Raw genomic sequence first — 14,833 nt, forward strand, 5'->3', positions numbered from 1 at the left:
CCGCCATGTCCACAGGAACCGCCGTCCTCGACGCGCTCCGCAAGCTCTCCACCGCCGAGGAGATCTTCGACGCGCTGGAGCATCCCTACCGGCCCGAGGTGGTGAACGTCTCGCGCCTGCACATCATGAAGCGCTTCGGCCAGTATCTTGCCGCGATCGACTTCGCGGCGCTCGGGGCCGAGGACGCCCGCGCGGCCGCCCGCGACGCGCTTTCCCGCGCCTACACCGATTTCGTCGACAGCACGCCGCTGGAGCAGGGGGTCTTCAAGGTCTTCGCGAAGCCCTCCCGCACCTTCGTGCCGCTGGCCGGCATCCAGACACTCACGGATTGAAAGGAGCCCCTCCCATGGACGAGCCGATCATCGAAGGGCTTGACCCGCCGCCGCCGCCCTTCAAGGGCCTGAACATCGTCGTCTGCATCAAGCAGGTGCCGGATTCCGCGCAGATCCGCGTGCATCCGGTGACCAACACGATCATGCGGCAAGGGGTGCCGACCATCGTCAACCCCTACGACCTCTTCGCGCTGGAAGAGGCGCTGCGGCTGCGCGACGAATACGGCGGGAAGGTCACCGTGCTCTGCATGGGCCCGCCCATGGCCGAGGATGCGCTGCGGCGCTGCCTGGGGATCGGGGCGGACAAGGCGGTGCTGATCACCGACCGGCGCTTCGCGGGGTCGGATACGCTTGCGACCTCGTTCGCGCTGTCCACGGCGCTGACGAAGATCGCCGAGGAGCGGCCCATCGACATCGTCTTCACCGGCAAGCAGACCATCGACGGCGACACCGCGCAGGTCGGCCCCGGCATCGCGCGGCGGATGGAGCTGAACCAGCTGACCTATGTCAGCGCCATCGACTCGCTCGATCTCGTCGCCCGTTCCATCGTGGTGCGGCGCCGGTCCGAGGGCGGCGTGCAGGTGCTGCGCTCGAAGCTGCCCGCGCTGATCACCATGCTCGAGGACTCGAACGTGCCGCGCCGCGGCTCGATCCAGGACCTGCTGCGCGCCGCACGCGCGCCGGTCACCGTCTGGTCGGCCGAGGATGCGGGCGTGACGGACGTGATGAAATGCGGCCTGCGCGGCTCTCCCACCGTGGTGAAGCGCGTCTTCGCGCCGTCCGCCCGCGAGGAGCCCGCCGAGATGGTCACCGTCGAGGGCAAGGACCCGGCCGCGATGGCGGATGCGATCCTCGACCTGATCTTCGCCCGCGACTCGAAACTCGAGGCCGACATGGCCTCGGCCCATGCAACCGCCTGACAGGAGAGCGCCATGACCAACACGCCGCAAGCTGCCGGCCGCGCCTCGATGAAGAAGGAGCTGCCCGAGCGGTTCAAGGACTACAAGAACGTCTGGGTCTTCGTCGAGATCGAGCGCGGGAAGGTCCATCCCGTATCCTGGGAACTGATGGGCGAGGGCCGCAAGCTCGCTGACCGGCTGGGCGTCCAGCTCTACGCCGTGGTTCTGGGCCCGAAGGCGCCCGAGACCAAGCAGGCGATCCGCGAGAGCTATCACTATGGCGCCGACGTCTGCCTGATCTGCGAGGATCCGGCGCTGGCCGACTACCGCAACGCGCCCTATACCGAGATCCTCACTGACCTCGTGAACAAGCATAAGCCGGAAATCCTGCTGCTCGGCGCGACGCCGCTGGGCCGCGACCTCGCCGGATCGGTGGCGACGACGCTGCAGACGGGCCTGACCGCGGACTCGACGGAACTCAGGATCGACGACGACAACTCGCTCGCCGCGACACGTCCGACCTTCGGCGGCACGCTCCTTTGCACCATCCACACGCTGAACTTCCGCCCGCAGATGGCCACGGTGCGGCCGCGCGTCTTCGGGATGCCGAAGCCCGACACCAGCCGCGCCGGCCGGATGATCTGGGAACAGCTGCGGATGAAGGAAGAGGACATCGTGACGAAGGTCCTCGAATTCGTCGCCGACGCCACGACCAACAAGGCCAACCTCGCCTATGCCGACATCGTCGTCGCGGGCGGCATGGGGCTGAAGAACGAGGCGAACTTCCGCCTCGTGAAGCGGCTCGCGCAGGTGCTGGGCGCGGAATACGGCTGCTCGCGCCCCGTAGTGCAGAAGGGCTGGATGCCGGCCGAGCGCCAGATCGGCCAGACCGGCAACACGATCCGGCCGCGGCTCTACATCGCCGCCGGCATCTCCGGCGCGATCCAGCACCGGGTGGGGGTGGAAGGCGCGGACCTGATCCTCGCGATCAACACCGATCCTTCCGCGAAGATCTTCGAATTCGCCCACCTGGGCATCGTCGCCGACGCACTCACCGTGCTGCCGGCGCTGGCGGATGCCTTCGAGCGGCGCCTCGGCGCACGCAAGATGGCCAGCTGAAAGGGGACGGGACCATGAAAGACCACTTCGATGCGATCGTCGTCGGCGCCGGCCCCTCGGGGAACGCCTGCGCCTACACGATGGCCAAGGCGGGGATGAACGTCCTCCAGATCGACCGCGGCGAGTATCCGGGGTCGAAGAACGTGCAGGGCGCGATCCTCTATTCCGACGCGCTGGAGCGCATCATCCCCGACTTCCGCGAGGATGCGCCGCTCGAGCGTCACGTGGGCGAACTGCGGTTCTGGATGCTGTCGGAGCATTCGCATTCCGCGGGCCACTATCGCACCGACCAGTTCGAGGGCGACAAGCCCGACCGCTACACCATCCTGCGCGCGCCCTTCGACAAGTGGTTCTCGAAGAAGGTCCGCGAGGCGGGCGCCACGCTGATCACCGAGACCACCGTCACCAACCTCGTGAAGAACGACGAGGGCCGCGTGGTCGGCGTCGAGACCGACCGCGAGGGCGGGCCGATCTTCGCCGACGTGGTGGTGCTGGCCGAAGGCGTGAACGGCGTCGTGGGCCAGCGCGCGAAGCTCCGCCCCGAGGTGAAGCCGCAGCATGTGGCCCTTGCCGTGAAGGAGACGCACTTCTTCCCCGAGGAAACCATCCGCGAGCGCTTCAACCTGCAGGGTGAGGACGACGGCGTGGTGATCGAGGTGCTGGGCTCGGTGTCCTCGGGCATGGTCGGGACCGGCTTCCTCTACACCAACAAGGAGTCGATCTCGATCGGCGTCGGCTGCATCCTGTCGGACTTCACCCGCACGCAGATCTCGCCCTACGAGCTTCTGGACAAGTTCAAGAACCACCCCTCGGTGCGCCCGCTGATCCGCGGCGGCGAGATGAAGGAATATGTCGCGCACCTGATCCCGGAAGGCGGCTACGACGCCATCCCGAACCTGACCGGTGACGGCTGGATGATCGTGGGCGACGCGGGCCAGTTCGTGAACGCCGTGCACCGCGAGGGGTCGAACCTCGCGATGACGACCGGGCGGCTCGCGGCAGAGTCGCTGGTGGAACTCAAGGCCAAGGGGCTGCCGCCCACCAACGAGAACCTCAAGCTCTTCCGCGACAAGCTGGCCGACAGCTTCGTGATGAAGGACCTGAAGAAATACCGGAAGGTGCCGCATCTGCTGGAGAAGAACCGGCAGCTGTTCAACGCCTATCCGGCCGAGATCAACCGCGCGATCCGCACCTATTTCCGCGTGGATGGCATGGACAAGAAGAGCAAGGAGGGCCTCGCCATCCGCAACCTCGTCCGGGGCGCGGGTGGCTGGTTCGGCGTGGCGAAGGACTTCTTCAAACTGGCGAGGGCGTGGAGATGACAGACAAGACCGGCAAGTCCCCCCGGATGGAGGAGCGGCTCTACCAGAACCGCTACCTCGTGGACGAGGGCCGTCCGCATGTGCGGATCAACGCCAAGACCGATCAGGACAGCCCCGAGTTGCAGGCGCTGGTGCAGATCTGCCCCGCCGGCTGCTACCGCAAGGACGACGAGGGCCGCGTGGAAGTCGTCGCCGACGGCTGCATGGAATGCGGCTCGTGCCGCATCATCTGCCAGGAGACCGGCGAGATCGACTGGTTCTGGCCGCGCGGCGGCTACGGCGTGCTGTTCAAGTTCGGCTGATGAAGATGCGGGGCTGCGACGGTGCGCGCAGCCCCGACTCGGCGCAAGATGCTAGGGTGCGCTCATGGACATGATGCAGTTCCAGCGCCAGACGACCCAGCTGGCCATGACGCAGAGAATGCAGGAGTCGCTGCGCATCCTGCAGATGAGCAACGCCGACCTGACCGAATACCTCGTGTCGCAGGCGCTGGAGAATCCCTGTCTCGACGTGCGCGTGCCCGAAGGCGCCTCGGTCGCGCCCGCGCTGCCCTCGCGCGGGATCCAGAACGCCGTGGACCGCGACGCCTTCGCCACGGTCGAGGCGCAGCCCGTGAGCCTGCTCGCCCATGTCGAGGAGCAGATCGACCTCGCCTTCTTCGATCCCGGCGACCGTCGTATCGCGCTGGCCTTCGCCGAGGCGCTGGAGCCTTCGGGCTGGCTCGGCCTGCCGGTCGCGGAGATCGCGGCCTCCGCCGGGGTGGAGGAGGACGAGGCACTGGCGATCCTCGACCGCCTTCAGGCTTTCGAGCCGGTTGGCCTCTTCGCCCGCTCGCTGGCTGAGTGCCTCGCGCTGCAGCTCGAGGACCAGGGCCTGCTGACCTGGGAGCTGCGCACCATGCTCGACCACCTGCATCTGGTGGGCGAGGGCAAGCTTCCCGAACTCGCCCGCCGCTGCGATTGCAAGGTCGCCCACATCCGCGAGAACCTCGCGTTGATCCGCAGCCTGAACCCAAAGCCCGGCGAGGCCTTCGAGCACGGCCGCCTGCCGATCCAGCCGCCGGACCTGCGCGTGCTGCGCGGCAAGGAGGGTTGGGAGGTCGAGTTGACCCGCGCGCAGCTTCCGCGCGTCTCGGTCGGGGTCGTGTCGGAAACCGGACAATCGGCGGCGGACGCGTGGCTCTCGCGGGCGCAGTCGCAGGCGCGCTGGCTGATGCGGGCGGTCGAACGGCGGCAGACGACGCTCCTGCGCACCGCCGCCTGCCTCGTCCGGCACCAGCAGGCGTTCCTCGATCACGGTCCGCGGGCGCTCAAGCCGCTGTCGATGGACGAGGTGGCGCTGGAACTGGAGTTGCACCCGTCCACCATCAGCCGCGCCACCGCCACCCGGCTGATCGAGACGCCGCGCGGGCTGATCCCGTTGCGCAACTTCTTCAGCCGCTCGGTCGCGTCGGACGGGCCGGACGCGCCGCAATCGCAGGACGCGCTGATGGCGCTGGTGGGCGAGATCATCTCGCGCGAGGACCGCGCGAAGCCGCTGTCGGACGACGCCATCGTGAAAGCCGCGAAAGCCTCCGGCGCGGTCCTCGCCCGCCGCACCGTCACGAAATACCGCGAAGCGCTGGGAATCCCGTCCTCCTACGACCGCAAGCGGGCGGCTGCGGCCTGCTAGAGTCCAAGCAGCCGCGCCGTCCCCGCATCGGGCTTGCCGTCGAACCAGCGCGTCAGCGCCGAACGGAAGCACGAGAAGGCGCTGCCGTCGGCGACGTCGAACAGGCTCATGCAGGAATGGAACTTCAGGTCGTCGGGCGTCCCGAAGACGTCTCGGACCGCCTTGGGGTCCTGCGACAGGACGATCTCGGTCGCGAACTCCAGCCGCTTGCCGAGCACCGGCTGCGCGAGATAGGCCCGTGCCTCCTCGAGCGAGGCGATGCCGTAGCGCTCGGCATTGGCGGAATGGCCGAGCCCGCGCAGCTGCGGGAACACGAACCACATCCAGTGGCTCTGCTTCCGGCCGGCGCGAAGCTCCTTGATGGCCGTTTCGAACACCGGCATCTGCGCGACCTGAAAGCGCTTCAGGTCAAAGGGGTCGTCCTGCATCCGTTCCTCTCAGGCGGCCGCCGTTCCGGCGACGTGGATCATCACCGCGGCGTAGAACACGCCGGTCGCAGCCAGGACGAAGACATGCCAGATCGTGTTGTGGAAGGGCAAGCGCTCCAACAGGAAGAAGGCGACGCCGACGGTATAGAGCAGCCCCCCCGCGGTCATCAGCACCAGGACCGACCCGGACATGGTCGAGAACAGCGGCCAGCCGAACACGGCGCCCAGCCAGCCCATGCCGAGGTAAAGCGCCAGGGCTCCCCAGCGGAACCGGTCGGGCGAATGCAGCTTCAGCACCGTGCCGCAGAGAGCGGCGGCCCAGATCGCCGCCAGCAGCGCCAGCCCGTGGCCCGAGATCAGGGTGAAGGCGGTATAGGTGCCGGCGATCTTGCAGTAGATCGCGGAATGGTCCAGCCGGCGAAAGAACGCCTTCCAGTCCGGATGCGGCATCATGTGGTAGATCGCCGAGCAGAAGATCATCAGGATCAGCGTCACGCCATAGATCGTGGCGCCCGCGACCGCCATGCCATCGCCTCGCCAGAGCACGGTCACCGCGATCAGGATCGGGACGCCGAACAGCGCGGCAGCAACCCCCGACACGTGAACGGCGGCGTCTGAAACGCGCTCTGCGCGGCTGTACTCGATACGCGGTTCCAGGTGCTGCATCATGTCGCGATGGTAGCACGGCGCGCCCGGAGCCCGGCATGGCTTTTGCGTGATCGGGGCTGCGCGCGCGGGTTCCGTAGCGGGAACCTGGGGCGGGGCCTCGGGCTTGGACTCGCGGAAGCAGCGGGGCGCGGACGATGCCAAGAGCGATCTGGAAGGGCTGGCTTGCGGTCGGGCAACTGACCTGTGCGGTGGCGCTGCATGCGGCAGCCTCGACCTCGGATCGGGTGACCTTCCACACGGTCAATCGCCGGACGGGCAACCGCGTCCGACGCGAGTTCGTCGATGCGGTCTCGGGCAAGCCGGTTCCGGGCGAGGACCAGGTGAAGGGCTATGAAGTCGCTCCCGACGAGTTCGTGCAACTCGAGCCCGAGGAGATCGCCGCCGCCGTGCCCGAAAGCGACAAGCGGCTGGAGGTGGCGAGCTTCGTGCCCTGCCGCGAGGTCGATGGCGCCTATTTCGACAAGCCCTACTACCTGACGCCCGCCGGCGCCGAGGCCGAGGAGGCCTTTGCCCTGATCCGCGAGGGGATGAAGGCGCGCAAGGTGGCGGCGCTGGCGCGGGCGGTCCTGTTCCGGCGGGTTCGGACGATGCTGATCCGGCCGCACGGGGTGGGGATGATCGGCAACACGCTGAACTTCGACTACGAGGTGAGATCGTCGGAGGAGGCCTTTGCCGACATCCCGAAGCTGAAGATCAAGGGCGAGATGCTGGATCTCGCGAAGCACATCATCGGGACCAAGGCGGGACGCTTCGATCCCGGCACCTTCGACGACCGCTACGACGCGGCGCTGGCGGAGCTGGTGAAGTCGAAGCTCGAGGGGCGGAAGCCCCGGCGCCGGGCCGCGCCGAAAGCGGCGAAGCCGACCGATCTGCTCGCAGCCCTGCGGGAGAGCGCCGCCGCTGCGGAACGCCGATCCCGGAAGGCCGGTTGATCCCGCATCACGCGGCAATCTTCCGGCGGAGGGTGCCGGCTCCGGGGGCATCGAACCCCCGGATCCGGCGCTGCCGCGGAAGGCGGATCGTTCGACGACCGCTTGGCCAGCGGATGTCCGAACGCTTCCGTCGGAGAGCCGTCGGTCAACGCGTTCCGTGGCAACGCCGCCCGCAGGGGCCTAAATGGCCCCAAGGGCGGCACCTCCCCGTCAGGATCCGCGTTTCTTGCCACCAGAGATGCTCTGCCGCAGCGCGTCCATGATGTTGACCACATTGCCGGTGGCCGGAGCCTTGGCGGCACCGCGGCCCGCACGCGGCCTGGTCTTCTCCTTCTTCTTGCGGAGGATCTCCAGCAGGTTCTCTTGCACCGGATCCTTCACCATGGCGGGATCCCACGCCTGCGTGCTCTCGTCGATCAGCTTGCGCACCAGGGTGAGGGCCTTGGCGTCCGGCGTCTTTCCACCCGTCCCCTTGAACGTCTCCTCGGCTGGCCGGACCTCGTCGCCGAAGCGCAAGGTCCAGAGGATGATCCCCTCGCCGCGCGGCATGAGCAGGATCGCCCGTTCGCGCCCGCCCATCACCAGCCGCGAGATGCCCGCCCGGCCGGTGGCGCGCATCGCCTCGCGGATCACGGCGAAGGCTTCCTCGCCCACCGGGTCGGAGGGCATCAGGTAGTGCGGCCGGTCATACCAGATCCACGCGATGTCGTCCGCCGGCACGAAACAGTCGATGTCGATGGTCCGCGTGCTTTCAAGCGCCACGGCGTCCAGATCCTCGTCCTCAAGGATCACATGTCCGCTCTCTCCCCTGGGGTAGCCGCGGGCCTGGTCCTCCTCGGACACGGGATCTCCGGTTTCCGTATCCACCAGCCGGCTTAACACCCTGTGGCCGGTCTTGCGGTTGAGCGTTCGGAAGCGGATGCGCTCGGCGTCCGAGGTCGCCGGCATCAGCGTCACCGGGCAGGTGACGAGCGAGAGCTTCAGGTAGCCCTTCCAGTAGGTCCGCGTTGCCATCCCGTTCAACCCGTGCCCGGCATCCGGGTTCCGGCCGCATGGATCCGGTCGAGCACCTCGTGCAGGAAGACGAGATGCCGGGCCTCGGGATCGAACCTGCCACCCTCGGCCAGCCGGTGTGTCCAGTCGAGCAGGGCGCGACCTCCCCAGTCGTCGGGCGGGGCGGCCAGCGGCTCGGCCCGCGTGCCGCGGTGACGATGCGCCGCGAAGTCGTGGAACGAGCCGCCGATGTTGGCCAGCGCCGCGCCCCCTTCGGTGCCGTGGAACTGCGCCTCGATCACCGCGTCGCGACCCGCCTGCAGCTTCCAGGAGCAGGCCAGCCGGATCACGCAATCCGAGGCGGTGCGCAGCGTGGCCACGGCATAATCCTCGACCTCGTCGGGACGTGCGGGTCGGCCGCCGGCAAGCAGATGGGCCTCGACGGCCTCGATCTCTGGCCAGCCCAGCGACCAGAGCGCAAGGTCCACCAGATGCACGCCCAGATCGGGCACGCAGCCGCCCCCCGACAGCGCCCTGTCGTAGAACCACGGCTTGTCCGGCCCGTAGGCGTTGTGGAACGTGAGGTCCACGGCATAGATCCGGCCGAGTTCGCCATTCGCCACAAGCGGCCGGATCGCCTGCATCGCCGCGGTCAGCCGATAGGAAAGGTCGACCCCGAGCAGCCGGTCGGCGACCTCGGCGGCCGCCACGACCTCGCGCACCTCGGCCGCGCTGCGCCCGAGCGGCTTCTGGCAGAACACCGCGCAGCCTGCCGACAGTGCCTGCATCGTCTCGGCGGCATGCAGCGCGCTGGGCGTCGCGATCACCACTCCGTCCGGCGCCTCGTCCAGCGCTTCGCGCAGCGTGGCTGCGGGTCGCGCTTCGGGCGCGAGGTCCAGCGCCGCCGCAACCGCCGAGGCGTCCGGGTCGGTCAAGGTCACGATCTCGGCCAGGCCTTCCTCGGCCAGCGCCTTCATGCGCGCCCTGCCGATCCAGCCCAGCCCCACGAAGGCCAGCCGCGGGCGGGTCCCGAGGCTCAGCAGCACGTGACCACCGCCTTGACGAATTCCCCCGGCTTGTCCCGCGTCGCATCCAGCGCCTCGGCCAGCCGGTCGAGCGGGTAGCTGTGCGTGATCAGCCCCGAGAGATCCAGACGCCCCTTGCGCACCGCCTCGATCGCCTCCTGCATGGCGCTCAGGTAGACCTCGGGCCGGCGCTCGTGGGCGTTCACCACGTCGATCCCGCGCCAGTTCCATTGCTGCATGTTGACCTGCCTTGGCCCGTCCTGATGGTAGCCGGCGATCACGAGCCGCCCGCCCTCGGCCACCAGCTCGCCCGCCAGATCGAGCGGCCACTGCTTGCCCACCGCCTCGATCACCACGTCGCAGAAACGCCCGCCAGTCAGTCCGCGCACCTCCTCGACGATGGCGTGATGGTCGAGCATGGGCACAGTCCGTGCCGCGCCCATCCGGCGCGCGAGCGCCAGCGACCCCTCGCGCCGCGAGATCGCGATGACCTCGGCGCCCGCATCCGAGGCGAGCCGGGTGAGAAGCGCGCCGAGAAACCCGATGCCGACGATCGCCACCCGGTCGCCCCGCGCGATGCCCGATCGGCGGAAGATGTTCAGCGCGCAGGCCACCGGTTCGGCCGGAAAGGCCATGTCGTCGGGCAGGGGGAGGCAGTGGTTCGCCGGGACAACCTCGTGGCTGGCATAGCCGTGCTGTCCGAGGAAGGCCACCCGCTGCCCCTGTGCGAGCCCGGAGACGCCGGGGCCGAGGGCGTCGATCCTGCCCCAGCCCTCGTGTCCCATGCCGCCGGGCTCGGTGGGAAAGCTCATCCACTCCGGCCCCGCCCATGGCCCGAGATTGGATGCACAGACCCCGCAGCCTTCGATGGCGATCCGCAACTCGCCCTCGGCCGGGTCGGGCAGCGGAAGCGAGACGATCTCGATGTGGCCGGGCCCGGTCAGGCGGGCCGCGCGCATCCGGGCGGCATCGGCCCGATGGTCGCGGGCTGGGGTAAGCGAGACGTTCATGCGTCCTCCGGTCGGTTCGCCAGCTTCATGATCATCCTGCGGAACGAACGGCCCGGGCCGAGGTTCCAGCCACGGACGCGGGGACGAGAGAAGAGACCCGACCCCGTGCCCGCCTCGGCGGAAAACCCTCGGTCACGGCAACAATTGCAGGCCCGGATGGAACATTCCCGCAATCCTCAGGTTGCCGCCCGGCATCAGCATCATCTTTGACAGCATCAGGATCTTCTCATGGCGCGGATACTCATCACGGGCGGCTGCGGTTTCATCGGCCGCCATGTGGCAGAGGACCTCCTTTCGAACGGCTATGAGGTGCGTCTGTATGACGCCCTGATCGCCCAGGTTCACGACGGGGTGGCCGTCCCCCTGCCCGAGGGCGCCGAGGTCGTGCGTGGCGACATGCGCGACGCGGATCGGGTCGCATCGGCGCTGAAGGGCTGCGATGCGGTGCTGCATCTGGCGGCGGAGGTGGGCGTCGGCCAGTCGATGTATGAGATTGCGCGCTATGTCGGCGCGAACGACCTCGGGACGGCGGTGCTGCTCGAGGCGCTGATCGACCGGCCGGTCTCGCGCATCGTCGTCGCCTCCTCGATGAGCGTCTATGGCGAGGGCTACTATGCCCGCGCGGACGGCACGATCGAGGAGCGCGTCCGGCGCAGGCCCGCCGACATCCGCGCCGGACGCTGGAACCCGCTCGATGCCGCGGGCGAGGCGCTGACCGCGGTTCCGACCGACGAGGCCAAGCGGGTGGATCTCGCCTCGATCTATGCGCTGACCAAATATGCGCAGGAGCAGGCGGTCCTGATCCATGGCGAGGCCTATTCGGTCGATGCGGTGGCGCTGCGGCTGTTCAACGTCTTTGGCGCGGGGCAGGCGCTGTCGAACCCCTATACCGGGGTGCTGGCGAACTTCGCCTCGCGGCTGGCGAATGGCGAAAGGCCCACGATCTTCGAGGACGGCGAGCAGAAGCGCGACTTCGTGCATGTCCGCGACGTCGCGCGCGCCTTCCGGCTTGCGCTCGAAACACCCGACGCCGCCGGCGAGGTGATCAACATCGGCTCGGGCACGGCCTACACGATCTCGGGCGTGGCCCGGCTGCTGGCGGGCGCGATGGGCCGGCCGGAGATCACGCCCGAGATCCTGAACCGGGCGCGGTCGGGCGACATCCGCAACTGCTTTGCCGACATCGCGAAGGCGCGCCGCCTGCTGGGCTTCGAGCCGCGCTTCCGGCTCGAGGAGTCGCTGGGCCACTTCGTGGACTGGGTCGCCGGCTCGATGGCTCTGGACCGTGGCGCCGACATGCGCCGACAGCTCGAGGAGCGGGGGCTTGTGACGTGACCCGGGCGTTCGGCTTCGTCGAATGGTTCCGCCCCGGCGAGCACGACCGGGTCGAGGAGGCGCTCGCGGGCATGCGGGCCGCGGGCGCCAGCTACCTGCGCACGCATCTCAGCTGGGCCGAATATCTCTCGCCCGGCGGTGCGGAGTGGCACGACTGGCTGATCCCGCGCCTTGCGCGCGAGGTGGAGCTGCTGCCCTGCATCCACTATACGCCGCCCTCGCTGTCGCGCACCGGGCGCTGTTCCGGTCCGCCCCGGGAGCTGAAGTCCTATGCCGACTTCATCGATCACGTCCTGACCCGCTACGGCACCTGCTTCTCGCATGTCGAACTGTGGAACGAGCCGAACAACCTGCTCGACTGGGACTGGCGGCTGGACGGCGACTTCCTGCTGTTCTGCGAGATGGTAGGCGGGGCGGCGTGGTGGGTGCGCGAGCGCGGCTGGAAGGCCGTGCTTGGCGGACCCTGTCCGTTCGATCCGCTCTGGCTTGACCTGATGGGCGAGCGCGGAGTGCTGGCGCAATGCGCCGCCGCCGGCTTCCACGGCTTTCCCGGAACCTGGGACAGCGAGGAAGGTTCCTGGGGCGGATGGGACCTGCATCTGGGCGAGATGCGGGCCGTTCTCGACCGCCACAACCCGGACTGCGAGATCTGGATCACCGAGACCGGCTATTCCACATGGCGCAATGACGAGCTGGAGCAGGCCCGCCGCTTCGCCGGTGCCCTCAAGGCCCCGGCCGAGCGGATCTACTGGTATGGCTGGCGCGACCTTCCGCGCCACGTGCCGGTGCAGGAGGGGCTCTGGTTCGATCCTCGCCACTACCACCTGGGGGCGGTCGATGCCGCCGGGCGGCCGAAGCTGCTGGGACGGCTGCTTTCGACCGAGGGGGTGGCAGGGGTGACGGCCATCACCGGGCTCTGCTCGCCCGGCCTTGCCCGGGCGGCACGGCCCGCCGTGATCACCGGAGGGTCCGGCTTCATCGGCTCGAACCTCGCCGATGCGCTGCTTGGCGACGGGCAGGAGGTGATCCTAGTCGACAATCTCAGCCGGCCCGGGGTCGAGGACAACCTGCGCTGGCTGAAGGAGCGCCACGGCGACCGGCTGCATCCGATGATCGCCGACCTGCGCGACGAGACCGCCATGGCCGAGGCCGTGCGCGACGCCGCCTCGGTCTATCACCTCGCCGGCCAGACGGCGGTGACCACCAGCCTGCAGGACCCGGTGGCGGATTTCGAGGTGAACGCCCGCGGCACGCTGAACGTGCTCGAGGGCATCCGCTCCACCGGGCGCCCGGTGCCGGTGATCTTCGCCAGCACCAACAAGGTCTATGGCGCGCTGGAGGATCTGGACATGCGGGCCGGCGACGAACGCCATGTGCCGGAGGATCCCCGCATCCTGCGCCACGGCCTGGCCGAGGATCGGCCGCTCGACTTCTCGACGCCCTATGGCTGCTCGAAGGGCGTGGCAGACCAGTATGTGCTCGACTATGCCAAGAGCTATGGCATCCCTTCGGCGGTGCTGCGGATGTCCTGCATCTACGGGCCGCGGCAGTTCGGCACCGAGGATCAGGGCTGGGTCGCCCATTTCCTGATCCGGGCTCTCGGCGGCGAGGGCGTGTCGGTTTATGGCGACGGCCGCCAGGTGCGCGATGTCCTGCATGTCAACGATGCGGTGGCGGCCTACCTGCGGCTGATGCAGGCGCTGGAGCAGGGCCACGTCGCGGGCCGCGCCTTCAACCTCGGCGGTGGTGCGGCGAATGCGGTGAGCCTGCGGCAGGTGCTGGCCGAGATCGGCCGCCTTCTCGGGCGGCCCGTGCCGGTGACGCAGGACGACTGGCGGCAGGGCGACCAGCTCTACTTCGTGGCCGACACCCGCGCCCTTTCCGCCGCGATCGGTTGGCAGGCGAAGATTGGCTGGCGCGCCGGTCTTGCCGATCTGGCAGAGTGGCTGGCCACCCACCGGGTGAGGCCCGCCCGCGAACCGGAAAGGCTGCGCGCGTGACGGAACCCCGCCTGACCGTGCTGATGACCCTGGACGCCGTGGGGGGCGTCTGGAGGTATGCCATGGACCTTGCCGCCGGGCTTGCCGGGCAGGTGCGCTTTGTCTTTGCGGGTTTCGGACCCGAGCCCACGACAGAGCAGCGGCGCGAGGCCGCGGCTCTGGGCACCCTTGAATGGTGCGACGCGCCGCTCGACTGGCTGGTGAGCGGCGAGGCGGAACTGGCCGTGGTGCCGAAGATGATCGCCGGAGTAGCCCGGCAGCACCGCGTGGACCTGATCCATCTCAACCTGCCGACGCAGGCCGCGGGCCTGTCCGTGCCTGTGCCGGTGCTGGCGGTCGCGCATTCCTGCGTCGTCACCTGGTTCGCGGCCATGCGCGATGGCGTGCTCCCCTCGGGCTGGCTCTGGCAGCGGCGGCTGAACCGCCTCGGGCTGGCCAGCGCCGACGTGGTGGTGACGCCCACCCGCGCACATGCCGACCTGATGCTGCGCGCCTATGGCCCGCTGCCCGAGGTGCGCGTCGTGCCCAACGCCAGCCGCCATGCCCCGCCGGTGCGGCGGATGGCGCAGCCGATGGTTCTGGCCGCCGGGCGGTGGTGGGACGAGGGCAAGAACGCAGCCGTGCTCGATGCGGCGACGCCGCTGATCGGCTGGAAGGTGGTGATGGCGGGCGCCACCGCCTCGCCCGTCGGGCAGGAGATCGCGATCCGCTATGCGGAGAGCCGCGGAGAGCTGCCGCATGGCGAGGTGCTCGACCTGATGCGCGACGCCGCGATCTTCGTCTCGCCCTCGCGCTACGAGCCGTTCGGGCTTGCGGTGCTCGAGGCCGCGCGCGGCGGGCTGCCGCTCGTCCTTGCCGACATCCCGACCTTCCGCGAACTGTGGGAGGGCGCGGCCGAGTTCTTCCCGCCGCAGGACCCGGTGGCGCTGGCGGCGGCAGTCAACCGGCTGATCCGCGATCCGTCGCGACGCAGGCAGCTCGGGCAGGCGGCGGCGGGGCGCGCGTCGCTCTACACCCCGGACCGGCAGGCCTGCGCAATGGCCGCGATCTACACCGGCCTTTGCCCCATCCCTGAAACCCTCCGCGCCGCGAGGTGAC

General features: G+C 69.1%; 16 protein-coding genes. 10 read left to right on the forward strand and 6 right to left on the reverse strand.

From position 1 onward, the window contains the following. The first annotated feature begins 5 nt into the window (after positions 1 to 5). From nifW to rpoN, 6 genes are all read left to right on the forward strand, one after another. Positions 6 to 332 carry a nitrogenase stabilizing/protective protein NifW gene (gene nifW, locus CK951_RS03810; RefSeq protein ID WP_096787151.1) on the forward strand — a complete coding sequence of 109 codons (327 nt, stop codon included), beginning with the start codon at positions 6 to 8 and terminating at the stop codon, positions 330 to 332. Between the two features lie 14 nt (positions 333 to 346). After that, entirely contained in the window at positions 347 to 1,252 is a 906-nt protein-coding gene (locus tag CK951_RS03815; RefSeq protein WP_198402398.1) for an electron transfer flavoprotein subunit beta/FixA family protein, read from the forward strand. 12 nt (positions 1,253 to 1,264) lie between these two features. After that, positions 1,265 to 2,350 (forward strand): electron transfer flavoprotein subunit alpha/FixB family protein, encoded by a 1,086-nt coding sequence (locus CK951_RS03820; RefSeq protein ID WP_096784892.1) that lies wholly within the window; start codon positions 1,265 to 1,267, stop codon positions 2,348 to 2,350. 14 nt (positions 2,351 to 2,364) lie between these two features. Next, positions 2,365 to 3,672 (forward strand): FAD-dependent oxidoreductase, encoded by a 1,308-nt coding sequence (locus CK951_RS03825; RefSeq protein ID WP_096784893.1) that lies wholly within the window; start codon positions 2,365 to 2,367, stop codon positions 3,670 to 3,672. After that, a complete protein-coding gene (locus tag CK951_RS03830) occupies positions 3,669 to 3,974 on the forward strand; it encodes a ferredoxin family protein (RefSeq protein ID WP_096784894.1) in 306 nt (101 codons plus the stop codon). The genes CK951_RS03825 and CK951_RS03830 overlap by 4 nt, the downstream gene beginning before the upstream one ends. A gap of 64 nt (positions 3,975 to 4,038) precedes the next feature. Next, the gene (rpoN, locus tag CK951_RS03835; RefSeq protein ID WP_096784895.1) at positions 4,039 to 5,343 is read left to right on the forward strand and encodes an RNA polymerase factor sigma-54; all 1,305 of its coding nucleotides are present in this window, start codon (positions 4,039 to 4,041) and stop codon (positions 5,341 to 5,343) included. Here the strand turns inward: rpoN and CK951_RS03840 are convergent. Together CK951_RS03840 and CK951_RS03845 are read right to left on the reverse strand one after the other, a co-directional pair. After that, a complete protein-coding gene (locus CK951_RS03840; RefSeq protein WP_096784896.1) occupies positions 5,340 to 5,771 on the reverse strand; it encodes a DUF1810 domain-containing protein in 432 nt (143 codons plus the stop codon). The two genes, rpoN and CK951_RS03840, sit on opposite strands and share 4 nt — an antisense overlap. 9 nt (positions 5,772 to 5,780) lie before the next feature. Beyond that, entirely contained in the window at positions 5,781 to 6,437 is a 657-nt protein-coding gene (locus tag CK951_RS03845; RefSeq protein ID WP_096787153.1) for a hemolysin III family protein, read from the reverse strand. A 137-nt stretch (positions 6,438 to 6,574) separates the two neighbouring features. On the opposite strand from CK951_RS03845, the gene CK951_RS03850 reads away from it, so the two are divergent. Then, positions 6,575 to 7,372, forward strand: coding sequence for a Ku protein (locus tag CK951_RS03850; protein ID WP_096784897.1), 798 nt, complete (start codon positions 6,575 to 6,577; stop codon positions 7,370 to 7,372). A 210-nt stretch (positions 7,373 to 7,582) separates the two neighbouring features. Here CK951_RS03850 and CK951_RS03855 read toward each other — a convergent pair whose 3' ends face one another. The 4 genes from CK951_RS03855 to CK951_RS21310 all read right to left on the reverse strand — a co-directional run bounded on the left by CK951_RS03855 (position 7,583) and on the right by CK951_RS21310 (position 10,676). Continuing rightward, positions 7,583 to 8,386 carry a Ku protein gene (locus tag CK951_RS03855; protein ID WP_096784898.1) on the reverse strand — a complete coding sequence of 268 codons (804 nt, stop codon included), beginning with the start codon at positions 8,384 to 8,386 and terminating at the stop codon, positions 7,583 to 7,585. A 5-nt stretch (positions 8,387 to 8,391) separates the two neighbouring features. Next, positions 8,392 to 9,411: a Gfo/Idh/MocA family protein gene (locus CK951_RS03860; protein WP_096784899.1), complete on the reverse strand. Its 1,020-nt coding sequence runs from the start codon at positions 9,409 to 9,411 to the stop codon at positions 8,392 to 8,394. Next, a complete protein-coding gene (locus CK951_RS03865; protein ID WP_096784900.1) occupies positions 9,402 to 10,400 on the reverse strand; it encodes a zinc-binding dehydrogenase in 999 nt (332 codons plus the stop codon). The genes CK951_RS03860 and CK951_RS03865 overlap by 10 nt, the downstream gene beginning before the upstream one ends. A gap of 132 nt (positions 10,401 to 10,532) precedes the next feature. Then, positions 10,533 to 10,676, reverse strand: a complete 144-nt coding sequence (locus CK951_RS21310; RefSeq protein WP_198402468.1) for a hypothetical protein — start codon at positions 10,674 to 10,676, stop codon at positions 10,533 to 10,535. On the opposite strand from CK951_RS21310, the gene CK951_RS03870 reads away from it, so the two are divergent. The 3 genes from CK951_RS03870 to CK951_RS03880 are packed head-to-tail and all read left to right on the forward strand — an operon-like array spanning position 10,629 to position 14,832. Further along, positions 10,629 to 11,735, forward strand: coding sequence for an NAD(P)-dependent oxidoreductase (locus CK951_RS03870; protein WP_096784901.1), 1,107 nt, complete (start codon positions 10,629 to 10,631; stop codon positions 11,733 to 11,735). The genes CK951_RS21310 and CK951_RS03870 overlap by 48 nt on opposite strands. Further along, positions 11,732 to 13,735 (forward strand): NAD-dependent epimerase/dehydratase family protein, encoded by a 2,004-nt coding sequence (locus CK951_RS03875; RefSeq protein ID WP_096784902.1) that lies wholly within the window; start codon positions 11,732 to 11,734, stop codon positions 13,733 to 13,735. The genes CK951_RS03870 and CK951_RS03875 overlap by 4 nt, the downstream gene beginning before the upstream one ends. Continuing rightward, positions 13,732 to 14,832, forward strand: a complete 1,101-nt coding sequence (locus CK951_RS03880; protein ID WP_096784903.1) for a glycosyltransferase family 4 protein — start codon at positions 13,732 to 13,734, stop codon at positions 14,830 to 14,832. Before CK951_RS03875 ends, CK951_RS03880 begins: the two co-directional genes overlap by 4 nt. The last annotated feature ends 1 nt before the right edge of the window (position 14,833 follow it).

Origin of the sequence: Rhodobacter sp. CZR27 (assembly GCF_002407205.1) — a bacterium.
In the GTDB taxonomy this organism is placed as follows: Bacteria; Pseudomonadota; Alphaproteobacteria; order Rhodobacterales; family Rhodobacteraceae; genus Cereibacter_A.